The sequence below is a fragment of the Janthinobacterium sp. 1L-D-8-B-C4 genome (assembly GCF_057291295.1).
This window is the reverse complement of record NZ_JBXAVX010000007.1, coordinates 92,938-117,998: the sequence shown is the minus strand read 5'-3', so window position 1 is coordinate 117,998 and position 25,061 is coordinate 92,938. Positions and strand designations below refer to the sequence as shown.

At 62.3% G+C, this 25,061-nt stretch carries 22 protein-coding genes and 1 pseudogene; 15 read left to right on the top strand and 8 right to left on the bottom strand.

Annotated features, from left to right (window positions below; all coding sequences use genetic code 11):
- From rlmH to rng, 3 genes are read left to right on the top strand one after another with little or no spacing between them, the layout of a single operon-like run.
- Positions 1 to 471, top strand: coding sequence for a 23S rRNA (pseudouridine(1915)-N(3))-methyltransferase RlmH (gene rlmH / locus AC0Z42_RS14145; RefSeq protein WP_312439828.1), 471 nt, complete (start codon positions 1 to 3; stop codon positions 469 to 471).
- A 14-nt stretch (positions 472 to 485) separates the two neighbouring features.
- On the top strand, positions 486 to 1,106 hold the full coding sequence (locus AC0Z42_RS14140; protein WP_485468847.1) for a Maf family protein: 621 nt from the start codon (positions 486 to 488) through the stop codon (positions 1,104 to 1,106).
- Positions 1,107 to 1,149: 43 nt separating this feature from the next.
- Entirely contained in the window at positions 1,150 to 2,613 is a 1,464-nt protein-coding gene (gene rng, locus AC0Z42_RS14135; protein ID WP_485468846.1) for a ribonuclease G, read from the top strand.
- A 117-nt stretch (positions 2,614 to 2,730) separates the two neighbouring features.
- Here the strand turns inward: rng and AC0Z42_RS14130 are convergent, their stop codons facing one another.
- Complete coding sequence (locus tag AC0Z42_RS14130) at positions 2,731 to 3,636, bottom strand: LysR family transcriptional regulator (RefSeq protein WP_485468845.1); 906 nt, start codon at positions 3,634 to 3,636, stop codon at positions 2,731 to 2,733.
- 166 nt (positions 3,637 to 3,802) lie between these two features.
- On the opposite strand from AC0Z42_RS14130, the gene AC0Z42_RS14125 reads away from it, so the two are divergent.
- The 4 genes from AC0Z42_RS14125 (at position 3,803) to AC0Z42_RS14110 (ending at position 7,198) form a co-directional block, all read left to right on the top strand.
- Positions 3,803 to 4,567, top strand: a complete 765-nt coding sequence (locus tag AC0Z42_RS14125; protein WP_485468844.1) for an SDR family oxidoreductase — start codon at positions 3,803 to 3,805, stop codon at positions 4,565 to 4,567.
- Between the two features lie 92 nt (positions 4,568 to 4,659).
- A complete protein-coding gene (locus AC0Z42_RS14120) occupies positions 4,660 to 5,574 on the top strand; it encodes an alpha/beta fold hydrolase (protein WP_485469026.1) in 915 nt (304 codons plus the stop codon).
- 151 nt (positions 5,575 to 5,725) lie between these two features.
- Positions 5,726 to 6,502 (top strand): AraC family transcriptional regulator, encoded by a 777-nt coding sequence (locus tag AC0Z42_RS14115; protein WP_485468843.1) that lies wholly within the window; start codon positions 5,726 to 5,728, stop codon positions 6,500 to 6,502.
- Positions 6,503 to 6,577: 75 nt separating this feature from the next.
- Positions 6,578 to 7,198 (top strand): LysE family translocator, encoded by a 621-nt coding sequence (locus tag AC0Z42_RS14110; protein WP_485468842.1) that lies wholly within the window; start codon positions 6,578 to 6,580, stop codon positions 7,196 to 7,198.
- Here AC0Z42_RS14110 and AC0Z42_RS14105 read toward each other — a convergent pair.
- Together AC0Z42_RS14105 and AC0Z42_RS14100 are read right to left on the bottom strand one after the other, a co-directional pair.
- Positions 7,177 to 7,713, bottom strand: a complete 537-nt coding sequence (locus tag AC0Z42_RS14105; RefSeq protein WP_485468841.1) for a hypothetical protein — start codon at positions 7,711 to 7,713, stop codon at positions 7,177 to 7,179. The genes AC0Z42_RS14110 and AC0Z42_RS14105 overlap by 22 nt on opposite strands.
- A 90-nt stretch (positions 7,714 to 7,803) precedes the next feature.
- The gene (locus AC0Z42_RS14100; RefSeq protein WP_485468840.1) at positions 7,804 to 8,829 is read right to left on the bottom strand and encodes a LacI family DNA-binding transcriptional regulator; all 1,026 of its coding nucleotides are present in this window, start codon (positions 8,827 to 8,829) and stop codon (positions 7,804 to 7,806) included.
- A gap of 207 nt (positions 8,830 to 9,036) precedes the next feature.
- On the opposite strand from AC0Z42_RS14100, the pseudogene AC0Z42_RS14095 reads away from it, so the two are divergent.
- The 3 genes and pseudogenes from AC0Z42_RS14095 to AC0Z42_RS14085 form a co-directional block, all read left to right on the top strand.
- Positions 9,037 to 10,275, top strand: a pseudogene (locus AC0Z42_RS14095) (malic enzyme-like NAD(P)-binding protein); the annotation flags it as partial.
- 234 nt (positions 10,276 to 10,509) lie between these two features.
- Complete coding sequence (locus AC0Z42_RS14090) at positions 10,510 to 11,721, top strand: O-antigen ligase family protein (protein WP_485468839.1); 1,212 nt, start codon at positions 10,510 to 10,512, stop codon at positions 11,719 to 11,721.
- A 149-nt stretch (positions 11,722 to 11,870) separates the two neighbouring features.
- Positions 11,871 to 12,971: a glycosyltransferase family 9 protein gene (locus AC0Z42_RS14085; RefSeq protein ID WP_485468838.1), complete on the top strand. Its 1,101-nt coding sequence runs from the start codon at positions 11,871 to 11,873 to the stop codon at positions 12,969 to 12,971.
- Between the two features lie 10 nt (positions 12,972 to 12,981).
- Here AC0Z42_RS14085 and AC0Z42_RS14080 read toward each other — a convergent pair whose 3' ends face one another.
- The 4 genes from AC0Z42_RS14080 to AC0Z42_RS14065 all read right to left on the bottom strand — a co-directional run bounded on the left by AC0Z42_RS14080 (position 12,982) and on the right by AC0Z42_RS14065 (position 17,329).
- Positions 12,982 to 13,590, bottom strand: a complete 609-nt coding sequence (locus tag AC0Z42_RS14080; RefSeq protein ID WP_485468837.1) for a response regulator transcription factor — start codon at positions 13,588 to 13,590, stop codon at positions 12,982 to 12,984.
- Positions 13,587 to 15,176, bottom strand: a complete 1,590-nt coding sequence (locus AC0Z42_RS14075) for an ATP-binding protein (protein ID WP_485468836.1) — start codon at positions 15,174 to 15,176, stop codon at positions 13,587 to 13,589. The genes AC0Z42_RS14080 and AC0Z42_RS14075 overlap by 4 nt, the downstream gene beginning before the upstream one ends.
- Before the next feature lie 87 nt (positions 15,177 to 15,263).
- Positions 15,264 to 16,664 (bottom strand): sensor histidine kinase, encoded by a 1,401-nt coding sequence (locus AC0Z42_RS14070; protein ID WP_485468835.1) that lies wholly within the window; start codon positions 16,662 to 16,664, stop codon positions 15,264 to 15,266.
- On the bottom strand, positions 16,664 to 17,329 hold the full coding sequence (locus AC0Z42_RS14065) for a response regulator (protein ID WP_485468834.1): 666 nt from the start codon (positions 17,327 to 17,329) through the stop codon (positions 16,664 to 16,666). Before AC0Z42_RS14065 ends, AC0Z42_RS14070 begins: the two co-directional genes overlap by 1 nt.
- Positions 17,330 to 17,484: 155 nt before the next feature.
- Here AC0Z42_RS14065 and AC0Z42_RS14060 point away from each other — a divergent pair, with 155 nt between their 5' ends.
- From AC0Z42_RS14060 to AC0Z42_RS14045, 4 genes are all read left to right on the top strand, one after another.
- On the top strand, positions 17,485 to 18,282 hold the full coding sequence (locus AC0Z42_RS14060) for a MipA/OmpV family protein (protein WP_485468833.1): 798 nt from the start codon (positions 17,485 to 17,487) through the stop codon (positions 18,280 to 18,282).
- A 104-nt stretch (positions 18,283 to 18,386) separates the two neighbouring features.
- On the top strand, positions 18,387 to 18,914 hold the full coding sequence (locus AC0Z42_RS14055; RefSeq protein ID WP_485468832.1) for an adenine nucleotide alpha hydrolase family protein: 528 nt from the start codon (positions 18,387 to 18,389) through the stop codon (positions 18,912 to 18,914).
- A gap of 43 nt (positions 18,915 to 18,957) precedes the next feature.
- On the top strand, positions 18,958 to 19,944 hold the full coding sequence (locus AC0Z42_RS14050; RefSeq protein ID WP_485468831.1) for a DUF535 family protein: 987 nt from the start codon (positions 18,958 to 18,960) through the stop codon (positions 19,942 to 19,944).
- Between the two features lie 178 nt (positions 19,945 to 20,122).
- Positions 20,123 to 20,353 (top strand): DUF6139 family protein, encoded by a 231-nt coding sequence (locus AC0Z42_RS14045; RefSeq protein ID WP_094441797.1) that lies wholly within the window; start codon positions 20,123 to 20,125, stop codon positions 20,351 to 20,353.
- A 61-nt stretch (positions 20,354 to 20,414) separates the two neighbouring features.
- Here AC0Z42_RS14045 and dnaE read toward each other — a convergent pair whose 3' ends face one another.
- Positions 20,415 to 23,963 carry a DNA polymerase III subunit alpha gene (gene dnaE, locus AC0Z42_RS14040; RefSeq protein ID WP_485468830.1) on the bottom strand — a complete coding sequence of 1,183 codons (3,549 nt, stop codon included), beginning with the start codon at positions 23,961 to 23,963 and terminating at the stop codon, positions 20,415 to 20,417.
- A 125-nt stretch (positions 23,964 to 24,088) separates the two neighbouring features.
- Between dnaE and AC0Z42_RS14035 the strand changes: the two genes are divergently transcribed.
- Positions 24,089 to 24,988, top strand: coding sequence for a sulfurtransferase (locus AC0Z42_RS14035; RefSeq protein WP_485468829.1), 900 nt, complete (start codon positions 24,089 to 24,091; stop codon positions 24,986 to 24,988).
- Positions 24,989 to 25,061 lie beyond the last annotated feature (73 nt).

Below are 25,061 nucleotides of genomic sequence, written 5' to 3'. Positions count from 1 at the left end.
ATGCAGCTTATCATCGCTGCGGTCGGCCATAAAATGCCGGCCTGGATCGAGACGGGCTTCGCCGAATACGCGAAGCGCATGCCGCCGGAATTGCGCATCGTGCTCAAGGAAATCAAGCCCGTCGAGCGTTCCGGCAGCAAGACCGCCGCCACCGCGATGGCGCTGGAACGCGAACGCATCGAAGCCGCCCTGCCCAAGGGCGTGCGCATCATTGCCCTCGACGAACGCGGCAAGGACCTGACCAGTGTCGGCCTGTCGCAGCAGTTGATGGCGTGGCAGCAGGATGGCCGCGACACGGCTTTCCTGATCGGTGGCGCCGATGGCCTCGACCCTGCGCTGAAAGCGCGGGCCGAAGGCATGCTGCGCATCTCCAGCATGACCCTGCCGCACGGCGTGGTGCGCGTGATCCTGGCCGAGCAGTTGTACCGCGCCTGGTCGATCACGCAAAACCATCCCTATCACCGCGTCTGATTTTTCTCTTCCCCATGAAACCGGCTGACAACAAGATCTACCTGGCGTCCAAAAGCCCGCGCAGGCGCGAACTGCTGCGCCAGATCGGCATCGAATTCGAACTGCTGCTGCTGCGCAGCGACGGCCCGCGCGGCGCCGACGTGACCGAAGAAGTGCTGCCCGGCGAATCGGCGCTCGACTACGTGGCGCGCGTGGCCAATGAAAAGGCGGCCTTTGCCTGGAACATGGTGCGCCGCCGCCACCTGACGCCGCGCCCGGTGCTGGCGGCCGACACCACCGTCACCATCGACGGCGCCATCCTCGGCAAACCGGCGGACCGCGCGGAAGCCGTCGCGATGCTGGAGCAATTGTCGGGCCGCACGCACCAGGTACTGACCTCGATTGCGGTGCATGGCAACGGCATCGCCGAGCAGCGCACGCAGATCTCGCAAGTGCGCTTTGGCGTATTGTCCGCCGCCTCGATCGCCGCCTATTGCGCGACGCCCGAGCCCTACGACAAAGCCGGCGGCTACGGCATCCAGGGCAGCGCCGCGCTGTTCGTCGAGCATATCGAAGGCAGCCATTCCGGCATCATGGGCCTGCCCCTGTACGAGACGGCGCAATTGCTGCGGCAAGCGGGTTTGCCCCTGCCCTGATAGGGGGTATGATGTCATTCGTTGCCTCTACCTTTGCGCCTCCATGAACGAAGACATCCTGATCAATATCACGCCGCAAGAAACCCGCGTCGCCCTCATTCTCCAGGGCGCGGTGCAGGAACTGCACATCGAGCGCACGCTCACGCGCGGTCTGGCCGGCAATGTGTATTCCGGCAAAGTGGTCAGGGTATTGCCGGGCATGCAGTCTGCCTTTATCGACATTGGCCTGGAACGCGCAGCATTCCTGCACGTGGCCGATATCTGGGAAGCGCGCGGCCACGACGGCCAGAACACCACCCCTGCCCCGATTGAAAAAATCCTGTTCGACGGCCAGGTGCTGACGGTGCAAGTGATCAAGGACCCGATCGGCACCAAGGGCGCACGCCTGTCAACGCAGATCTCGATTGCCGGGCGCATGCTGGTCTACCTGCCGCAAGACAAGCATATCGGCATCTCGCAAAAAATCGAAAAGGAATCCGAGCGCGAACTGCTGCGCACGCGCCTGCAAAGTCTGCTGCCGCCCGACGAAAAAGGCGGCTACATCGTGCGCACCATGGCCGAAGACGCCTCCGACGCCGATTTGAAAGCGGACGTCGATTATTTGCGCAAAACCTGGAGCACCATCGTCCACGGCGCCCGCACGCGTCCCGCCACCAGCCTGCTGCACCAGGATTTGAATTTGGCCCAGCGCGTGCTGCGCGACTTCGTCGGCGACGAAACGGCCACCATCCAGGTCGATTCGCGCGAGAACTATGTGAAGCTGCGCGAATTTGCCGAAGTCTATACCCCGAGTGAGCTGACGCGCTTGCAGCACTACACGGGCGAGCGCCCGCTGTTCGACCTGTACGGCGTGGAAGAAGAAATCCTGCGCGCGCTGGGCCGCCGGGTCGACCTGAAATCGGGCGGCTACCTGATCGTCGACCAGACCGAAGCGATGACCACCATCGACGTCAATACGGGCGGCTTTGTCGGCGGCAGGAACTTTGCCGACACCATCTTCAAGACCAACCTGGAAGCGGCCCACGCCATCGCGCGCCAACTGCGCTTGCGCAACCTGGGCGGCATCATCATCCTCGACTTCATCGACATGGACAACGCCGAGCACCGCAACGCCGTGCTGGCCGAACTCAAACGCACCCTGTCGCGCGACCGCACCAAAGTCTCGGTCAGCAATTTCTCGCCGCTGGGCCTGGTCGAAATGACCCGCAAGCGCACCCGCGAATCGCTGGCCCATATCCTGTGCGAACCCTGCCCGGCCTGCGCCGGCAAGGGCCAGGTAAAAACCTCGCGCACCATCTGCTACGAAATCCTGCGCGAACTGCTGCGCGAAGCCAAGCAATTCAACCCGCGCGAATTCCGCATCCTGGCGTCGCAGGAAGTGGTGGATTTGTTCCTGGAAGAAGAATCGCAGCACCTGGCAATGCTGGGTGACTTTATCGGCAAGAAGATTTCATTGCAGGTGGAGAATGCTTATCATCAGGAACAGTACGACGTTATTTTGATGTGATGAAAATTCCCTTTTAATCAAATACTTACAATAATATTGTATGAAATTTGATGCTGGCTACGCATCAGGGAACTCTTCCAAAGCGGGATTGAGCCTGTTGCATGAACACGGTTCATCTCAACTGGCATCCCATGGCGTATCGCTGAACTGCGCGGCCAGGAAGTCGATCATCACCCTTACCTTGACGCTGAGCTGGCGCCGGCTTGGATAGACGGCAAGCACATCAATGTCCGGCAAACTATAGGCGGGCAAAAGCCGGACCAACCGACCTGCGCGCAGGTCCTCGCTGATCAGGAACGTTGGCTGCCAGCTTACCCCCAGCCCTGCCAGCGTCGCCGCCTTTGCAGTATCGCCATTATTGGTGCGCATCCGCCGGCCGACCTTCACGACATGGCCGATGCCGTTCTCGTCCGTAAAGAGCCACTCTTCGCTCATCGCCGCGCCGGTGTAGATAATGCAAGGAAGGTCCTGCAGTTCGGCAAGCGACGCAGGAATGCCATGCCGTTCCAGGTAAGCGGGCGCTGCGCAGCAGATGTTGTGCGAGGTGGCCAGCTTGCGCGCCGCGTGGGTAGTGGACCCGCTACGGGAAATCCGTACTGCCATGTCGTAGCCCTCGTCCACTATATCGACGACCCGGTCTATCAGCGTTACCTCAAGTTCAACCTCGGGATAGAGCTCCATAAACTTTGGCCATAGCGGCGCAAGGTGCAGTACGCCGAAACTTACAGGCGCATTCAGGCGCAGCACCCCTCGCGGTTTCATTCGCGCCGTCGACGCGATCGCCTCAACTTCTGCCATGTCGGCAACAATCGTCCTGGCGCGCTCGTACAGGGTCTCGCCGCTTTCGGTTAGCGACATTTTGCGCGAACTACGGTTAAGCAAGCGCGTTCCTAGGTGCGTCTCGAGGTCGGCAATGATACGCGTCACGTTCGCCGGCGACGTATCGAGCGCATCGGCGGCGCGCGCAAAACCATTTCTCCGCACCACTTCGACAAATACTTCCATTGCCCGGAGCCTGTCCATATTGCCTTTCGCGAGGTTGAATGTGCGTGCCGATCATTTTCGCATAATTCAGTTTTTATGAATGGACTATGCATATCCCGGGCTTTGATGTTTATCTTTATAAACCTTAAAGTAAGCCATCGACCAGCCAATCACGGACCAGGTCGCCACCCAAAGGAGAAATACCATGAATCGTCTCACCTCGAAAGTTGCCATCGTCACCGGCGCCAGCTCCGGAATTGGCCGCGCTACTGCCAAACTGTTTGCTTACGAAGGCGCAAAGGTAATAGTTGCGGCTCGCCGGCAACAAGAACTCGATTCACTGGTAAAGGAAATCGCCGAGCAGGGCGGGATTGCCTACGCCATCGCCGGCGACGTGCGCGACGAAGCATTCGCCGAGTCTGTAGTGAATGCGGCGCTGACAAATTTCGGCCGTCTCGATATTGCCTTCAATAATGCAGGCACGCTTGGTGAAATGGGCGATACCACGTCGGTCAGCGAAGCTGGCTGGACCGATACCCTGGCGACCAACCTGACCAGCGCCTTCCTTGGCGCCAAACATCAGATTCCGGCAATGCTCAAGTCCGGTGGCGGCTCTATCATTTTCACATCGACATTCGTCGGCCACAGCTTCTCATTCCCGGGAGTGGCAGCGTATGCGGCAAGCAAATCGGGACTCATTGGCCTGACACAAGCCCTCGCCGCTGAATACGGCCCCGCCGGTATCCGCGTCAATTCGATCCTGCCTGGCGCTGTCGATACCGAGATGTACCGTGAAATGAACAACTCGGAAGAGTCGCAAAGCTTCATCCGTGCTTTGCATGCCCTGAAACGCGCGGCGCTGCCGGACGAATTGGCCCGCTCGGTACTGTACCTGGCCTCGGATGACTCGTCCTTCACGACGGGTACCGCCATGCTGGTCGATGGCGGCGCATCGATCACCAGAACTTGATGATTTGGAAATTCAGAACCTCGCTATACTGTTCTGGCAGGACTCACTGCGCCCGCCGGTACAACCTCACACAAAGGAGTACACGAATGAAACTGCTTAACCTTGCCGCAAGCGCCATCTTCGGTATCGCATTGAGTTTTCCGGTTCAGGCCAAAGATCCATCAATGCCTGCCAACTTCAAGACGAGTAACGTCCTGACGACGGACGGCGCCAAAATTTATGTGAGAACCGGCGGCGCGGGCCCGGCGGTGGTATTGATCCACGGATTCGGTGATACCGGCGAAATGTGGGGTCCGCTCGCAGAGCGCCTGTCGAAAAAGTACACCGTCATCGTTCCCGATCTGCGCGGCATGGGCAACTCCTCCAAGCCCGCGTCCGGTTATGACAAGAAATCGCAGGCAGGCGACATTCGCGCAGTCGTCGAAAATCTCGGCCATGACCATACGGCTGTGGTTGGTCATGATATCGGCACCATGGTGGCCTACGCTTACGCTGCGCGCTATCCGGACAAGGTAACGAAGCTGGTCGTGATGGATGCGCCCGTTCCCGGTGTGGCGCCCTGGGATGAGATCGTATTGAGCCCTCAACTGTGGCACTTCAACTTTGGTGGCAAAGATGCCGAGCGCCTGGTGGCTGGCCGTGAACGGATCTACCTGGACCGATTCTGGAACGAGTTCGCCGGTGATCCGTCCAAAATCGACGAAGAAACACGGGTTTTTTACACCAGGCTTTACGCCAGGCCGGGCGCCATGAAGGCGGCATTTGCGCAGTTTAACGCCATCGCCCTGCAAGACGTCGCCGACAACCGCGCGTCGTCGAAACTCAAATTAACCATGCCTGTCCTCGCAGTCGGGGGAGAAAAGTCCTTCGGTTCGACTATGGCAGCCGTCATGCGCAACGCAGCAACGAACGTCGAGCAAGCGGTCGTGCCTGGAGCCGGGCATTGGCTCATGGAAGAAAGCCCCAAAACTACGGTCGACCTGATCGACAATTTTCTTGCCAAATAAGGGCCGACGCCGGACCTCTCGCCTTCCACACGCCGGGGTCACACGCCGTGGTCCCCGGTGACAGGTGCCCATGCGCTTGGCGTGGCACACTACTGCGCCATCGCTTGGGTTCTCTCGCCCCCCAATTTTTTAATGTTACCCTGATGTAGCCATGCATATCACTGTATCCTTCCGCCGCGACCCCGCCCTGCCTCACGTGGAAACCCGTCGCGCCTGCCACAGCCGTGCCTGCTACAAGCCGCACAGCCATCCGACGTTTTCGATCGGTGCCGTCGATGCGGGTGGCAGCATCTTTACGGGCAGCGGCGATGCCGCAGTCACGCTGGCGCCGGGCAGCCTGGTGCTGGTGCCTGCCGGTTGCGTGCATGCCTGCAATCCCTTGCCAGATAGCGCCTGGAGCTACCAGATGCTGCATCTCGACGCGCAGTGGTTACAAAAGCACGCACCGGCGCTCGATGGCAATACGGCCAGGGTACTGCGTTGCCCGGTGCTGTATGCACAGTTTTGCACCATGAATGACCTGCTGTTTTCGTCAAGCAGTGCGCAGGAGAAGAATGCGGCGCTGCTGACGTTTCTGGGCGCTTGCGCCAGCGCCACTACAGACACCCTACCTTCGGTGCGCAAGCCGCTGCCGCTGCAGTTGGCGCCCGTGCTCGATGCGCTGCAGAATCAGCCCTCCGCAAGCCTGGAACAGATGGCGCAGGCGGCAGGCCTGAGCCGTTTTCAACTGATCCGCGTCTTTCGCGCCGCCACCGGCATGACGCCGCATGCGTATCAGCTCAATCAACACGTCAACCGCGCACGCAGCAGCCTTCAAGAGGGAACTGCGCTTGCACAAGTAGCGCATGAACTGGGTTTTGCCGACCAGAGCCATTTCCAGCGCGTGTTCAAGGCCCATGCGGGCATCACGCCTGGGCGCTACCGCTAGCCTGCAATTTTGTTCAATACACGACACCAATGCATCCGCATACTCGCCTTCTTATCATTCGAAGGATCGCGCGCAATGCAGGATTTTCTATTGATCGCCGGCGCCCATTTCCTGGCGCTGCTGTCGCCCGGCCCCGACTTTTTCCTGGTTGCCCGCAGCTCGCTGGCGCATGGCTGGCGCGGCGCGACCGGCGCGTGCATCGGCATTGCACTGGCCAATGCGGTGTTTATCGTGGCGGCGTTTGGAGGCCTGTCAGTGCTGCGGGCGGGCAGCACGGCGTTTCTGGTGGTGCAGCTGGCCGGCTGCGCTTATCTGTTCTACCTGGGCTGGCTGTTCCTGCGTCATGCAGGTAAAAGCAGCCTGGAAGCAAAACCTGCCACCGGCAAGGCGCACTGGCGTGGCGGTCTGGCGATGGGCTTTGTGTCGGCCATCCTGAACCCGAAAAATGCGCTGTTCTATGTCAGCCTGGCAACCGTGCTGGCCAGCCGAAAGGCCAGTCCTGCTGCGATGGCCGCGTATGGCGCATGGATGGTGTTTGCGGTGCTGGCGTGGGATATGGCGGTGGCGCTGGCGATCGGCAGCACCGCCCTGCGCCAGCGCTTTGCGCGGGCGCTGTCGTTGCTGGAACGGCTGTCGGGCGTGATGCTGATGGTGCTGGCGGTGCTGCTGCTGGTTCAGGCGGCAGGATCGAGGTAGAACACCGCATACACTTTCAACGGCGACGTTTCGGTGGCCTTTTCGGAGCGCACTACCGAGCAGTCGTCGGCGGCCAGGCTGCGCCAGTTCTGGATGCCGGCCTTGGCGAACATGGCGTGCGCCGGGGCGTTGGCGGCCAGGTCCAGCACCAGGCAGGCGTTGCGCGGGCCTGCGCCGTAGTTGACGGCGCGGATCTCGATGCCGAAGGTGGTCATCCATGGTTCCCACAGGCCTTTTTCCTTGCCGGCCGCGATGCGCTCCAGCATTTCGCCAAAATTCAGACCTTTCTTGACGGTATCGCGCAGTGCCTGCAGCGAGGGCGCCAGGCGCGGGTCGGGCTGTTTGTTGCCGGCGCGGATTTCGGCGATCGCCTTCAATTCCTTGATGATGGCCGCGTCGCGCTCGGTGTAGTCGCGCATGCGCGCATAGAATTCGGCGTCCAGGAAGGGATTGACGGTCAGCTTGGCAACGCCCTCTTCGCGGCGTTTCGGGGAAGGCGTGTTGGTTTTGGTCATGGCGATGAGGGCTAGGAAATCAGGGAGGGCCGCCAGTGTACCACCTTGCGGCCCTGCTGCCACCTCAAACCCTTGGCTCAAGAGCGCGGCTCAAGAGCGGGGCGGCGCCGTCGATTCGCGCACCACCAGTTCCGGTTTCAGGCGCACGTCGACCACCGAGGAATCGGGCGCGTCGATGGTTTGCAGGATCAGCCGCGCCGCTTCGGCGCCGATGCCGTGGTGGCGGATGCGGATGGTGGTCAACGGCGGGCGGATCATGTCCATATACGGCATGTCGTTGTGGCCGACCACGGAAATGTCTTCCGGGCAGCTCAGGCCCAGCTCGCGGATCGCGTCGTAGCAGCCGATGGCCACCAGGTCGCTGCCGGTGACCACTGCCGTGGTCTGCGGCGACTGGCGCAGCAGTTCGAGCAACGCGGCCTTGCCGCATTCGCGCGAGTAGCCGCTGCTTTCAAACACGAAGGCTTGTGAAGCGTCCAGTTCGCTCGCTTCGATCGCGGCCAGAAAACCCGTGCGGCGCACATGGCCGGTCGACAGGTTTTCGGGGCCGGCGATATGCGCGATATGGCGGTGGCCCAGCGCCAGCAAATGGCCGACGGCCAGACGCATGCCGACCATGTCGTCGCTGACGACGCACGAGGCCACGCCGTTTTCATCGCTGCGGTTGACGGTAACGACCGGCACGTTCTGGTCGATGCACATCTTGATGACGGGGTCGTCGCGCCGCGCGGTAGCCAGGATCAGGCCGTCGACCTGCTGGCCCAGCAGGCGGTTGATGACGAACAATTGTTCTTCTTCGTCGGCGCCGACATTGGCGACAATCGACAGGTAGCCATGCTTGCGCAAGCCTTCCTCGATGCCCAGCAAAATCGGCGGGAACACGGCATTGGTAATGTCGGGCAGGACCACGCCGATAATGCGCGACTTGCGCGTGACCAGGGTCGAAGCCGCGCGGTTCGGCCGGTAGCCCAGGCGACTGGCCTCGGCCAGCACGCGCTTGGCGACCTCGGCGCTGACCTTTTGCCGCGTTTCCGGGTTCATCACGCGCGACACGGTGGAAAAGTGCACGCCGGTGGCCCGCGCAACGTCGCTTAAGGTGGGGTTCTTGTTTGTCATGGGCTTCCCGGATCGCAATGGCGTGATTTTAACGTACAAACGGCGCTTTTCGTGAAAAACCGAGCAAACGCTTGCACAGACTCTCGCCCTTGGCTCAAAGCGCTTTTCATGGGAATGTCACAAATAGAGCCTTGACAGCGTGCAAACGCTTGCATAACATGGTCCAGACTTACCACTCGGGCCTTTCCCGCCCTTCCAAGAATTCTTATGTCTACTGCCCAAAGCAAGCACGCCGAAGAAACCGGCGCAGCCTTCAATCTGAAAGAAGCCGCCCTCGCCTATCACGCCGAACCGCGCGCCGGCAAGATTTCCGTCACGCCAACCAAACCGCTGGGCGACGCACGCGCCCTGACCCTGGCGTATTCGCCCGGTGTGGCGTTTGCGTGCGAAGCCATCGTGGAAGACCCGCGTTCGGCCGGCATCTACACCTCGCGCAGCAACCTGGTGGCGGTGATCACCAACGGCACGGCCGTGCTGGGCCTGGGCGATATCGGCCCGCTGGCCAGCAAGCCGGTGATGGAAGGCAAGGCCTGCCTGTTCAAGCAGTTCGCCGACGTCGACGTGTTCGACATCGAACTGGCCGAGAACGACCCGGACCTGTTCATCGACACCGTGGTGCGCATGGAGCCGACCTTCGGCGGCATCAACCTGGAAGACATCAAGGCGCCGGACTGCTTCTATATCGAGCAGCAACTGCGCAAGCGCATGAACATCCCGGTCTTCCATGACGACCAGCACGGCACCGCCATCATCGTTGCGGCCGGCATCCTGAACGGCCTGGAACTGGTCGGCAAGGAGATCGGCAATGTGAAAGTGGCCGTCTCGGGCGCCGGCGCGGCCTCGATCGCCTGCCTGGACCTGCTGGTGTCGCTGGGCCTGAACAAGTCGCTGCTGAAAGTATGTGACAGCCAGGGCGTGATCTACCCGGGCCGCGACGCCAAGATGGAAGAGAACAAGGCGCGCTACGCGAATGACACCAGCGACCGCGACCTGGCCGACGCCATGGTCGGCGCCGACATTTTCATCGGCGTGTCGAAAGGTGGAGTGGTCAGCGCGCAGATGGTCGAATCGATGGCTGCCAAGCCGCTGATCTTCGCCCTGGCCAATCCGCATCCGGAAATCGCACCGGAAAAAGTGCACGCCGTACGCGACGACGCCATCGTTGCCACCGGCCGCTCGGATTACCCGAACCAGATCAACAATGTGCTGTGCTTCCCTTACATCTTCCGTGGCGCGCTCGACGTCGGCGCCACCACCATCAATGAAGAGATGAAGCTGGCCTGCGTGCGCGCGATCGCCGCTCTGGCCAAGGAGCCGCTGCCGGGCCACGAGTCGAGCGCCCTGACGCCATTGCAGCTGATCCCGTCGCCATTCGACGAACGCCTGCGCAGCTGGGTCGCGCCAGCCGTGTCGCAAGCGGCGATCGACAGCGGCGTGGCCACGCGCGCGTCGGCAAAGTAAGACCCTGCCATGCCGGCATAGCGGCAAGTTACTATTGCTTACAAAAAAGAACCATGGTGCAAACCATGGTTTTTTGCGTTCTGCCCTATGAAAACCGACAAGCCGTAGCGCTTTGACAAGCCTGCAACGCTCTTTCAACGCAGGGCTTTCGTCTACAATGGCGCCTGCCTTGATGTTGTAACAGTAACCACTTTTTACCGGGATTTCCAGGGACCTGCAATGCTGCGTTTAACTTCTGTCTGCGTTTTTCTTTTTTCAGCCTTGTCCTTGTGCGTCGGCAGCGGCTATTCGCTCGGCGCCGTGGTGTTGTTACTGAGCAGCACCTGCCTGCTGTGGCAACGTCCCCGGTTGGGCCTGCAGCGCCAGGACTGGCTATTGATCGCGGCGCTGTTGGGCTACTGCCTGGTGTTTGTCGCCAACATGCTTTACCACAATGACCCGGGACGCGAATTCGACATGCCGCTGCGCGCCTTGCTGGTGGTGCCGGTGCTGCTGCTGCTGCTGGCGTATCCGCCGCGGCCCGCAGCCTGGTGGAGCGGCGTAGCCGTTGGCGCCATCGCCGGCGCCGCGCTGGCGCTGTGGCAATTCACGATGCAGGGCATGGAGCGCCCACAGGGTTCGACCAGCAATGCCATCCATTACGGTAACGCCAGCATGCTGCTGGGCATGTTGTCGCTGGCAGGCCTGGAATGGGCCAGGGCGCAGCGGCGCGCGCTGGCCTGGAGCGCCTTGCTGCTGGCCGGTTGCCTGGCTGGCGTGTTCGGCTCGGTGATCAGTGGCAGCCGCGGCGGCTGGGTGGCCTTGCCGGTATGCGTGCTGATCATCGCCGTGCACAATGCCCGGCAGCACGGCCTGCGCTACCTGGCCATCACCTTGTCGGCCATGGTCGTGCTGGTGGCGATTGCCTATGCCCTGCCGCACTCGCCGATCCGCGAGCGCACCGCGATTGCCGTGACGGAAGTGGAAAAGATGAACGATCCGGCCAATGCCACCACCTCGATCGGCCAACGCTTTGAAATGTGGCGCACGGCGCTGCTGCTGTCGTCCGAGCATCCCTTGCTGGGCATCGGACGCAACGGTTACCTGGAAGAAAAAAAACAGCTGGTCCTCGAGGGCAGGATGGGCAACGCCACCAGCGACGCCACCAATGCGCACAACGACTATCTCGACGCGCTCGTCAAGCGCGGCGCAACAGGCCTGCTGGCGCTGTTCGGCCTGTTCCTGCTGCCCCTGTGCCTGTTTGCCCGCGCCCTGCACCAAGGAGCAGCCAGCGGCCACCCGTTTGCGCTGGGCGGCGTGGTGCTGTGCATCTGCTACCTCATCTTCGGTCTGACCACCAGTTCGCTGACCCTGAATATCGGCATCATCATGCTGGTGTTTCCAATGGCCATGCAGTGGGCGCTGCTGCGCCATGCCCAGCGCGGCGCGTGATTGGCAGGGCTGATCGGCGATCCCCATTGAGTACGCACACCGAGTCGTGGTATTGTCCCATCGGCAAATAATGAAACCGCCAGTCACCGCCATCGCATGACGCCGGCGGCCTGGCTTGCCCGACTCACTCCACCACACCGCATTGCACCATGACCCCTCTGATCCCCGCCGCACTGCTTGCCAAGTCGGACAAGATCCTCTTTGTCGCCCACCTGGCGCTGGGAGACTACACCTATATGCAAAACGGCTTTCGCGCCTTTGCCGCCGCCTATCCGCACCTGAAGATCCATTTGTGGATCGATGAAGTGCGGCGCACCGACGACGCGGCGCAATGGGAAAGCCTGCGCACCTATTCGCTGTATGACTGGGTCGAACAATCGGGACTGTTCGCCAAGGTGTACCGCAAGACCTACAGCCCGGCGCTGTACCAGGAAAGCGTGCGCGAGGCGCAGGCCGAACATTATCCGGTGGTGGTGTCGCTGGCGCATATCCGCCCGCAGCGCTACGCCCACCTGGCGCGCGCCATCAGCCCGGACGGCCTGGTGATCGGCATGCGCAAGCGCGTGACCATCCTGCGCCCGATGCACTATTTTGCCTACCGCAAGCTCGACGCTCTGCTGACACCCTATGCGGGCCAGGATGCCGGCGAACACCATATCAGCGCCGTCTATGCCGACTGGTTCCGCCAGCTGACGGGCCTGGAGATACCGTTGCAGCAGCGCTATCCGTATGTGCACCTGCCCGAGGACGCCCTGCAGCAGGCCAGGCAGCAACTGGCCAGCTGGGGGTTTGACCAGCGCCAGGGGCCGCTGGTGCTGCTCAATCCGTTTGCCAAGTCGCACAAGCGCGGCTGGCCCCTGGCACGCATCAGCGAACTGATCCAGCGCATGCAGCAGCAACCCAAATGGGCCGGCGCCTGCTTCCTGATCAACGCCATGCCGCATGACCTGGCCAAGGTCAATGCCGCCGTGGCGGCCGCCGGCCTGGCGCGCACGCAGGCCTTCAGCGCGGTCGACAACTTCTTCCAGCTGCCGGCCATGCTGGCGCAGTGCGACCTGATCATTTCAGTGGAAACGTCGATCATGCACCTGGCCAATGCCGTGCACGTGCCGGTGGTGGCGCTGATGCGCAAGAAAAATCCCGAATGGGCGCCGTTCGACAGCGCCAACAGCACCGTGCTGACGGTAGCCAGGCGCAACGACTGGGTCGATGCGATCAGCGTGGAACAGGTGCTGCAAGCCATCGCATGAGACGCGGGGGCTAGTCCGTCCCCAGCATGCTGATGCGCACCAGGTCGGCCACATTGTCGATCCCCAGCTTGTCCATCACGCGCGCCTTGTGCACTTCCACGGTGCGCACGGAAATGCCCAGCACCGGGGCGATATCGCGGTTGTGGCTGCCCGTCACCACCAGCTGCATCACTTCCCGTTCGCGCGGCGTCAGGGTGCGCAGCAAGTCCAGCCCTTCCTGCTGGCGCCGCAACTGGCCGCGCGTGGCCGCCTCGCGCGAGAACGCTTCATCGATGGCGGCCAGCAACTTGTCGTGGTCGAACGGCTTTTCCAAAAAATCGCTGGCCTGGGCCTTGAAGGCCTGGCGCGCCAGCGTCACGTCGCCGTGACCGGTGACGATAATCACCGGCAGCAGGCAGCCCAGTTCCTGCAACCGGCGCTGCAGGCTAAGGCCATCCATGCCCGACATGCGGATATCGATCAGCACGCAGCCGGCCCACTCGCGCCGCCAGCCCAGCAAAAAATCTTCGGCGCAGGAAAACAGCGCCGTGCGGTAGCCGCGCACGCCCAGCAGCAACCCCAGCGCATCGCGCACGGCCGGATCGTCATCGACGATAAACACGGTCAGATTACTCGTCATGCAGGCTCTCCGGGCGATTGCTCGCTGGCACGCGCCAGCGGCAGGATAAAGCGAAAAATACCGTGGCTGCCGATTTCGGCCCACAGCTGGCCGCCATGCGCCTCGACAATGCTGCGGCTGAGCACCAGCCCCAGTCCCAGGCCGCTGGCCTTGCTTGATACAAACGGCTCGAACAGGCGCGCCGCCAGGCTGCTGGAAATGCCGGGGCCGCTGTCTTCCACCGACAGGCGCAGCCGGCCGCCATCGAGCCGCTCGACGGCGACGGTGATGCGGCGCCGGCTGCGCGGCTGGGCCAGCACCGCGTCCTGGGCGTTGGCCAGCAGGTTGCGCAGCACCAGTTCCAGTTGCAGGCGGTCGGCGTTGACGGCCAGCGGCTGCGGTGGCGCCAGCACCAGCTCGATGCCGTGTTCATGAAACTGCGGCGTGAACTGGCGCGCGATGCCGGCGATCAGGGCGCTTGCCTGCACCACTTCAAGCTGCATCGCGCCGGTGCGGAAAAAATCGCGCAGGCGGCGCACCACTTCGGCCGCCCGCCCCGATTCGACGATCATGTGTCCGATGGCGTTTTGCAGCAAGGGGCCACTCTCGCCGCGCTCCAGCAGGTATTCGCAGGCCTTGCCGTAGGTCGACAGGGCTGTCAGCGGCTGGTTCAGCTCGTGCGCCAGGGCGGCCGCCATTTCGCCGGCGGCGGCCAGGCGCATGGTGTGCTTGAGTTCATGCGAGACCTGGCGCACTTCGTCGACCACGATGCCGATAAAAAAGCCCACCAGCGCCAGCATGGCGTCGAGCAGCTGCAACTCGTAAAACTGGATATGCACCGCATGCGACCATTTCACCAGGGTGATGATGCACAGCTGCAGGGCGAACACGGCCAGCACGGCGCCGTACAGGCCCTGGCGCGAGGCGGCCCAGATCACCGGCAGGAACAGGAAATAGAAATGCTTGTATTCGCAGCGTAAAATCGAGCCGAACACGCTCCACAGCACGCAGCCGCCCAGCGCCAGGTAGGCCAGGGTTTCCCAGCGCCAGATGGCGTTGCGCAGACGTTCACGGCCGCGCTCGCTCACCAGCACCCAGATCAGCGGCATCGACACCAGCATGCCCACCGCGTCACCGACGCCGAAGCGCAGCAGCGCGGTAGCCCATTCGCCAGGCGGGATACGTCCCGTCAGCGACAGCAGCGACATGTAACCGACGGCATTGAACAGCGTGCCGGCCATCACGATGCCGGCCCAGGTCAGCAAACGGCGCCGGTTGTCGAACATATTGCTGCTGTTGAAACGGCGGCGCAGGGCCACGCCGATGGTGCCATAGCCGAGCACAAGCCAGGCCGAACAGAACAAGGTCAGCGGCAGTCCGGCCGGCATGCCGCGCACCAGCACTTCGGCGCTCATCAGGGCAATAAACCAGGGCAGCGCGGCCTTGCGGCCATGGATCAGCCAGAACACCAGGCCCAGCGCCGGGTCGGGATTCCACGGCGTGATGTTCAGGCCATACATCGGATCGATGTAAGTGGCCCAGTCAAACAGCAGGTACAAGCCGACAAAGGCGGGATACTGCAGATAGCGGGACAGGGATGGGCGCATAACGGTGTTTTTTTAACGTCTCGCATTATGCATCGGGGCCGCGCGCAATACCATCATATGTTGCACTTCAAGCACACTTGGTGCAACTTATGCAATGGAGGGTGGTGTTGCGCTCAGCGGCAAGCGCACTTCCACCAGCAGCCCCTGGCCACCATCGGCCTGGTGCAGCGCGATGCCGCCGCCATGCCGCGCCACCACCGAGGCGACGATGGACAGGCCCAGGCCGCTGCCGGGCTGGTCTTGCTGGGGCGCGCGGAAAAAGCGGTCGAACACGCGACCATGCAGGGCGGCCGGAATGCCCGGTCCCTGGTCGGCCACGTGCAGCACGGCGTGTTCGCCCTGCGCATGCAGCGACACCGTGACGCTGCTGCCGCGCGGGCTGTACTTGATGGCGTTTTCCACCAGGTTGTCGATCAGCGACACCAGGCTCTCGCGCTGGCCCGGCACCCACAGGCGCATCGCCGCCTGCAATTCAAGTTCGATCCCGCCAGCCTGCGCCAGGCAGGACAGGGCCGCCAGCCGGTCCTGCAGCAAGGCGTCGAGCGCCTGCGGTGCGCCATGTCCGCCCGCTTCGGCCTGCAGTTCGCTGCGCGTAAGCTGCAGCAACTGCCCCACCAGCCGCGCCGCGCGGCTATTGCTGTTCAAAATGCCATCGAGCAACTCCCGCTGGCGCGGATCGTGCGCCTGCCCCTGCAAGGCTTCGACATTGACGCGCATCGCCGCCAGCGGCGTGCGTAGCTCGTGCGTGGCGTCGGCAATGAAACTGCGTTCACGCGCGGCGCTGGCATCGACCTTGTGCAGCAAGGCATTGATATTGTCGACCAGCGCGGCCAGTTCGCCATGTGGCGGCTTGAACGCCAGTGGCCGCAAGTCACTCGGCCCGCGCGACGCCACCTCCTGCGCCACCTTGCGCCAAGGCCGCATGGCCAGGCGGATCGACAGCCAGGCCGGCAGCAGCAGGAATGGCAGGCTGATCAAGAGGGGCAGCAGATAATAGCCGTGCGAATTGATGGTCACGAAAAACTGCCAGGCGCCGCCCGTTTCCAGCATCGTCACGCGCGTTCCGCCCTCGATCTGGGTCAGCGTACGCCAGGCCTGGCCCTTGATGTACACGATCTCGCGCTCATCCGGCCCGGCGCTGCGGATACCGTCCGGTGCGGCGGGCGAACGGTAGACCAGCTTGCCTTCGCGCCAGACCAGCATGCGCGGCGCCAGCTCCGGCAACTGGCCTTTTTCAAACTCTTCGCGCAGCGCTTCATCGATGGCGCGCAGGCTGTCATGCTGGCGCTGCGGCTGGTCGGCCAGGTTGTCGGCCACGCTGATGATGGCGTGCAGTGCGCCACGGCTGACATTGCTCGCTTCACCCGTGCCCTCGATCAGCACGAACGCCACCGCCATGCTCCATAGAATGGTCAGCATCAGCATCTGCGCCATCATCAGGCGGCGCACCAGCGTCGGCCGGCGCGCGATCTCCCACCAGCGGCGCATCAGGCGCTGTCTCCCTGCTGGTCGATCACATAGCCCACGCCGCGCACGGTGCGGATATAGCCTTCGCCTATCTTGCGGCGCAAGTTGCCCATATGCACGTCAAGCGTATTGCTGGCATTGGCCAGCCCACCCGGCAAGATATGTTCTTCCAGCACGCGGCGCGTGATGACGCGGTTGGCGCGCATCAGCAAAGTTTTCAGCAGGGCATATTCGCTGGCCGTCAGTTCCACCGGGCGCCCGTGCACGCTGACCCTGCGCGTGGGCACCTGCAGCATCAGGCCGCGCAGCTCGATGGTGTCGCCGTCGAAGCCATAGCTGCGGCGCGCCAGCGCACGCACGCGCGACAGCAGCTCGGCCAGCACGAACGGTTTCACCAAGTAATCATCAGCGCCGCCGTCGAGGCCGCGCAGGCGCTGCTCCAGCGTATCGCGGGCGCTGAGGATCAGCACCGGCAGGCGCGCCGCGCGCAGCCGCGTCAGCAAGTCCAGGCCGTCGCCATCGGGCAGGCCCAGATCGAGCAGCACCAGCTCGCAGCTGTCGTGTTCGATGCTGCGCGCCGCGTCGTCCAGCGTGCGTACCCACACCACCTGCATGCCCTGGTCGCGCAGGGCGATCCGCACGCCATTGCCCAGGTCCATGTCGTCTTCTATCAGCAATATCTTCATGACCGGTATTAGACCATTGCAAGCTGAAGAACAGTTAAAGACCGTGCTTCATGCAATCTTCACAAAGTGCTCAGTTTTCCTTCATGGCAATTATTGATACTGCCCGTTGTCAACCGAACCACAGGGGCTTCGGTTCTTCACTTGAAGGAATTATCATGCAACCATTTACTGTACTGGCCATGGCTGGCTTGCTGTGCCTGCCACTGCACACCTTCGCGGCCGACGACCATGCCGGCAACGTGCTGACCGTTGGCGCCGGCGTGGGTGCCGGCAGCGCCTACGCCGGCGACAGCAAGACCACCGTCTTACCCGTGCTGGTGCTCGACTACGCCATGAGCAACGGCCTGTTCGTCAGCACCATGCGCGGCCTGGGCTATGGCAGCCAGATCGGCCCCCTCAGTTACAGCGCCGCCCTCGGCTACCGTGGCGAACGGCCCGACCACAAGCGCGAAGGCCTGGGCGGCAGCGACTATCTGAAAGGCATGGGCAAGGTCAAGGGCAATGCCAGTGCCTTGCTGAACCTGGGCTACTCGCCACTGCCCGGCATCGAGTTGAGCGTGGCCAGCGATGTGCCCGTGACCAGCCGCGAGAACGGCGCCACCGTACAACTCGGTGCAAGCGGACAGATCTACGACCGCCAAGACAGCAGTGGCGCGCAAACGGACACAGTCGTATTGCGCGTTCAGACCAGCTGGGGCCAAGACAAATATGTGCAAACCATGTATGGCGTGACGGCAGCACAGGCGTCCAGGACCGCATTTCGCCAATACACGCCCAAGGGCGGTTTTTATGAAGCCCAGGCCAGCGTGAACTGGGAGCACCGCATCGATGCGCGCTGGGCAGTCAATACCATGCTCGGTATGGAACGCCGTCTCGGTGACGCGGCAAAAAGCCCGATCGTGCAGCGCAAGAGCGCGCCGATCGGCGCCGTCTACGTAACCTATCGCTACTGAAAACGGCGCCGCATAAGGGAAACCCGTACGCCATTTCGCCAATTTACAGGGTCCATGGCGCTGGCTAAGATGGGGGCCATTTTCCTGACAACGGCGCCCCGTCCATGCAAGCTGCACACCCTGTTCCGCCACGCCACGTGCATGCTACCGAGCATGTCGCGAGTGCGGCTGGCAGCAGCCAGACGATCATCTTGCAACTGCTGTTGCCGGTCAAGCGCGTCAGCGACATCGTCTACGGCGCGCGCTACGCCAGGCGATTGCGCGAATGGGGCATCCATGTCAACGTCAATCTGCTGCATGTGACGCCGCCGCTGGCGCAGCATGCCGACGGCACTGTCCGCCAACCCGACAACGGCGAGGCCGCAGCGCAACTGATGCATGAAACCGGCCTGTACCTGAGCCGTTCCGATCTGTCATTCAGCACCCATATTTTTTCCGGTGAGCGCCTGTTCACCATCCTCGATACCGCCGAGCTGCTTGGCTGCCATGAAATCGTCTTGCCTGCACTTAAAAGCAGTTCCTGGCAACGCCACTTCGCCGACACCCTGGCGCACAAGCTGGCGCGCGCCACGCGCAGCGCCACCGTGCTGCTGGCCGACGCCGACGGCATTGGCTGCCCGCCCGCAGCCTGAGATTTTTCCCGCCGTTCCCTTCTATTTCTCACATGGACTGCCTATGACACAAGCCATTACCCTGCATGCCGGCCTGGCCAATATGCCGCCCGGCATGGCGCGCCTGCGTGAACTGCTCAAGCTGCAACTGCGCGCCCGCCTGCAGCAGCGCGAGACGCGCGCCTGGCTGCAGCTGCTCAATTCCCACCCCGTGTTCCCGGACTTGCTGCGGGCCTATCCACGCATGATGCACAAGGTGTACCGCCATTACCTGAGCAAAACCCTGTCCTGCAGCCAGCGCGTGGCCTTGCTGGTCGACCACTACCGTTTCATCCTGCAACAGGGCTGGGGCAAGCTGATGGTGGACGCGGCGCACCAGCCGGTGCTGCTGGGCTCGGTCGCAGGCAAGTCCGGCGAGCTGTACCACCTGCATCTGACGTCGCTCTCGCGCATGGACCGCGAAGGCGAAATGGTGCTGCAACTGATGCACGGCGGCGAGATGCTGTATGCGGTGGTGTTTACCTTTTTCGGCTGCCGCACGCGCGCACCGATGGACGTGGGCGTGCGCATCGGCTGTCTGCAAGGTCCCAAAGGCGAGGAAAGCTTGCGCCGCGTGCGCGAGGCCACGCGCGACCTGCATGGCATGCGCCCCAAGTTCCTGATGATGCGCCTGGTGCGCCAGCTGGCCTGGGAACATGGCTGCCGCAGCATGATTTTGGTCGGCAATGACAATCGCACGGTGCACCATTCAGCGAAGAAATATGGCCGCCTGATGGCCGACTACAACAGTGTCTGGCAAGAACTGGGCGCCAGCCAGCGCAGCGATGGTGATTTCGACCTGCCATGCGAAAACCTGCCGCCGCTGATGCTCGAAGAAATCGCCTCGAAAAAACGCTCGGAAGCGCGCAAGCGCCATGAACTGACCCTGGCCATGATGGCGACTCTGCGTAACGGCCTGGACAATAACAGCGTGCCCGTCCCCCTGCCCGGCGTCGCCCCTGCCGCCAACGATTGCCTGCATCAACTCGCGCCGGCCGCCGCCTTCGCCTGAGCCATTTCTCCGGCAAGCCCGGCGCCCCGCCCCCGCGCCCAGCCACGCCACGCACGACCCATCTGCCTGCCCAGCAACACGCAGACAAAAAGCATGCTCCCGGCATTCCTGTTACGCTAGCAAAATCGGTTGGCACACCAGTGCGCCGTTTCCCCTAACGCTTACAAGGAGGCAAGTTATGCGCGTTGATATCTACCGTCGAGCCGAACACGATGGCATCTTTTCCTATCTCGCCGTGCCAGAAGGAAAGATCATTCCCGAAGAAGTCACCAGCACCGACTGGCAACTGGAAACCCAGGCCAGCGAAGTGGCCGACGATGCCCAGGCCTTGCCCGACTACCATATCGAACATCCGCTGCAGCAGATCGCCGCCAAGGGTTACGCGATCACCAGCCTGAAAGACATGTAAGAGCGCCGCACGAAAAAAAAGCCAGACCTCGACGGTCTGGCTGTTGCAAGGCGCAGTGTGTTCAGTATTCCACTTCCACTTCCTGCGCCCCCAGCTGCTGCACCAGCGCCGTCTGCAATTCGTCCGACGGCGCAACTTTCCACTCATCGCCAAACTGCAACACGCAACTGACGCCCTGCGGGCTGACCTTGGCCGCGATCGGCAAGCCTGATTCGGCACGGAACGGCATCAGCACATCGCGGATGCGGCGCGCGTCCAGGGTAGTGGGCAGGGTCAGGCCCAGCTGACGGCCATATTGCACGCGCGCCGAGATAATGTCGAAAGCGCTCTCGGCCATGATGCGCAAGCCGCCCGAAAAACGGTCTTCCGAAACCTTGCCCACCACGGCCAAAAATTCGTCTTCCTTGAAGATTTTCTTGTTCTGCTCGAACAATTCGCTGTACACCGTCACCTCCACCGTGGCGCTTTTGTCATCGAGGGTGACGATAACGATCTTGCCGCGCTGCGTCATCTGCGTGCGCAAGCCCGTAATCACGCCGGCCATCATGCGCGGCTCGCGCGACGGCGACAGGTCCGACAATTTGGTGCGGGCAAAGCGGCGCGCTTCGGGCGCATACGAATCGAACAGATGGCCGGACAAATAGAAGCCCAGCGCGATCTTTTCTTCCGTCAGGCGCTGCTTGTCGGTCCACGGCTGCGCCTTGACGTACTCGGGCGGTGCCACCATGTCGCTGTCGTCGCCGCCGAACAGGCTGACCTGATTGGCCGCCTTGGCGGCCTGGTCGGCGCATTCCATGGCGAACGCCACCGACGCCAGCAAGATCGCGCGGTCGACCTTCAGGCAGTCGAACGCGCCGCTGCGGATCAGGGACTCGATGGTGCGGCGGTTGATCTGTTTCTTGTCGACCCGTTTGCAGAAATCGAACAGGCTGACAAACGGCCCGCCGGCCGTGCGCGCGGCAATGATGGCCTCGATCGCATTCTGGCCCGAGCCTTTCACCGCGCCCAGGCCATAGCGGATCTGCGTGACTTTCTTGCCGCTCACCGACGGCGCTGCGCCGCTCGGCGTGAAGCGGTAATCGGATTCGTTGATATCGGGCGGCAACAAGGTCAGCTTGCAGATTTCCAGCGAGTCTTCCACCAGGATCTTGATCTTGTCGGTGTCGTCCATCGCCAGCGACAAGTTGGCGGCCATGAAGGCGGCCGTGTGGTGCTGCTTCAGGTAGGCCGTGTGATACGACAGCAAGGCGTAGGCGGCGGCGTGCGATTTATTGAAACCGTAGCCGGCGAACTTTTCCATCAAGTCGAAGATCTCGTCGGCTTTTTCGGCCGTCAGGCCGTCTTTCGCCGCACCGGCGCGGAAGATCTCGCGGTGCTCGGCCATCTCTTCGGCCTTCTTCTTGCCCATCGCGCGGCGCAGCATGTCGGCGCCACCGAGCGAGTAGCCGCCGACGATCTGCGCCATCTGCATTACCTGCTCCTGGTACACCATGATGCCGTAGGTTTCGGACAGAATCGATTCGGTGCGCGGATCGGGGTAGTCGAAGCGTTCGCCGTGCTTGCGCTTGCAAAAGTCGGGAATCAGGTCCATCGGGCCCGGACGGTACAAGGCCACCAGCGCGATAATGTCTTCGAAACGGTCGGGACGCGCGTCTTTCAGCATGCCCTGCATGCCGCGCGACTCGAGCTGGAACACGGCCACCGTCTTGGCCTTGGTCAGCAGGTCGTACGAGGCCTTGTCGTTCAGCGGCAAGGTCGCCAGGTCAAAATCGGCCTGCGCCGGATCGAGCTGCTTGATATAGCGCACCGCGCGGTCGAGAATCGTCAGCGTGGTCAGCCCCAAAAAGTCGAACTTGACCAGGCCGACGGCCTCGACATCGTCCTTGTCGTACTGCGACACCACGCCCGAATCGCCGCCCTGCGTGTACAGCGGACAAAAGTCGGTCAGCTTGCCCGGCGCGATCAGCACGCCACCGGCGTGCATGCCGATATTGCGGGTAATGCCTTCAACCTGCTGCGCCAGGTCGAGCAGCTGCTTGACCTCTTCCTCGTTTTCCTGGCGCTCCTTGAGCAGCGGTTCCTCTTCGATGGCGTCGGCGATGCTGACCGGTTTGCCCGGCTTGAACGGAATCAGCTTGGAGATGCCGTCGCAGAAGTTATAGCCGAAGTCCATCACGCGACCAACATCGCGGATCGCGCCCTTGGCCGCCATGGTACCGAAGGTGGCGATCTGCGAGACCGCCTCCTTGCCGTACAAATCCTTGACGTGCTGGATCACGCGGTCGCGCCCTTCCTGGCAAAAGTCGATATCGAAGTCGGGCATCGAGACGCGTTCGGGGTTCAGAAAGCGCTCGAACAGCAGGTTGTATTGCAGCGGGTCAAGGTCGGTAATCAAGAGCGAATACGCCACCAGGGAACCCGCGCCAGAACCGCGGCCCGGGCCGACCGGCACGCCGTTTTCCTTGGCCCACTGGATGAATTCGGCCACGATCAGAAAGTAGCCGGGGAACTTCATGTTGCAAATCGTATCGGTCTCGAACTTCAGCCGCGCCTCGTAACGCGGGCGCTCTTTCTCGCGTTTTTCCGGATTCGGATACAGCTGCAGCAGCCGCTTTTCCAGGCCCGCCTGCGATTCGGCCACCAGGAATTCGTCGATCGTCATGCCCGGTGGCGTGGGGAAATTCGGCAGCTGTGGCTTGCCCAGGACCAAGGTCAGGTTGCAGCGTTTGGCGATCTCGACCGAGTTGGCCAGCGCGGCCGGCAGGTCGGCGAACAGTTCGGCCATTTCGGCCTGCGACATGAAACGCTGGCTGTCATTGAAGCGTTTCACGCGCTTGGCGTTGGCCAGCATCTCGCCCTCGGCGATACAGGTACGCGCTTCGTGGGCGATGAATTCTTCGGGCGAAATGAATTGCACCGGGTGCGTGGCCACCACCGGCAAGCCCAGCTTGGACGCCAGCGCCACCGCATGGCGCACCTGCGCTTCCTGGTTGGCCTGGCCGCCGCGCTGGATTTCGATATAAAAATGGCCAGGAAAAATATCGGCCCAGCGCTGGGCGTTGCGTTCTGCCAACGCCAGGTTGCCGTTTTCAATCGCGATGCCAACATCGCCAAAATGCGCGCCCGACAACACGATCAGGCCATTGGCCGCGCTTTCGCCAGGGTACAGCTCGTAGGTATTGGTGGCCAGCGCCTGCAGCCATTCGATGCGCACTTCGGCGCGGCCCTTGTACTGGTTGGTCAGCCAGGCGGTCGACAGCAATTCGCACAGCTGCAGATAGCCCATGCGGTTCTTGGCCAGCAACAGCAGGCGCGACGGTTTTTCACGGTTATCTTCGTTGGTAATCCACACATCGACGCCGACCACGGGCTTGATGCCCTTGCCGCGCGCGGCCTTGTAGAACTTCACCATGCCGAACAGGTTCGACAGGTCGGTCACAGCCAGCGCCGCCTGCTTGTCCTTGGCGGCGGCACCCACCACGTCGTCGATGCGCACCAGGCCGTCGACGATCGAGTACTCCGAGTGCACGCGCAAGTGCACAAATCCAGGGCCCTGCGCAGCAGGACGCGCCACTGCCGCAGTAGCGGCCTCTTGCATTACCATTTCCATCTTTGTGTACCCATCGTGCAAAATTCAATGGGGTCTATTCTACCGCGTCACGGCCTTGGACCGGGTATGCCGCCCGGCCCGGCGGGCTTATAATATCGGCTGTCCAGTCCAATCCGATCGCCATCATGCATTCCGATATACAAGCCACCCCCGCCGTTTCCGCCGTCGCCAGCCCCGTAGTGGCCGCGCCAGCCGACTCTTTTGTCAATATTGCAGCCTATAAATTCATCACCCTCGATGATACGGAAGCCATGCGTCCGCTGTACCAGGAGCAATGCCTGGCTTTGGCGCTGAAGGGGACGATTTTGCTCACGCCAGAAGGCATCAATATGTTTTTGTCGGGCACGCGCGCGCATATCGACGCTTTTCTCGCCTGGGTGCACAGCGACGAACGGCTGGCGGACCTGGAGTGGAAAGAAAGCCTGTCGAACGAGCAATCGCACAAGCGCATGCTGGTGAAACTGAAAAAAGAAATCATCACCATGCGCATGCCCTTGATCAAGCCGGAACTGGGTCGCGCGCCGTCAGTCGACGCGCGCACACTCAAGCGCTGGTTGGATGCCGGCGTCGACGACGCCGGCAAACCGGTGGTGATGATGGAAACGCGCAACGCTTTTGAAGTGGACGTTGGCACCTTCAACAACACGCTCGATTATCGTATCGACAAGTTCACCGAGTTTCCGGCAGTCGCCGCCGCGCACAAGGAGGAACTCGAAGGCAAGACCGTGGTGACCTTCTGCACCGGCGGCATCCGCTGCGAAAAAGCCGCCATCCACATGAAGGAAATCGGCTACGACAGCGTGTACCAGCTCGATGGCGGGATTTTGAAGTATTTTGAAGAGGTGGGCGGCGAGCATTACACCGGCGACTGCTTCGTGTTCGACTACCGCACCGCCCTGAACCCGAAGCTCGAACCAACCGAAACGGTGCAGTGTTTTGTGTGCCGCGCCGTCGTCACGCCGCGCCAGCAACTGGCGCCCGAGTATGTGTACGAAGTGTCTTGCCCGCATTGCCACGGCAAATAATCGTCCGGCCGCAGTGGAGCGGTGTGCATCCTGTCGCTTGCACTACCGCCGCTATGGTCGTTCCCTGTTAGCG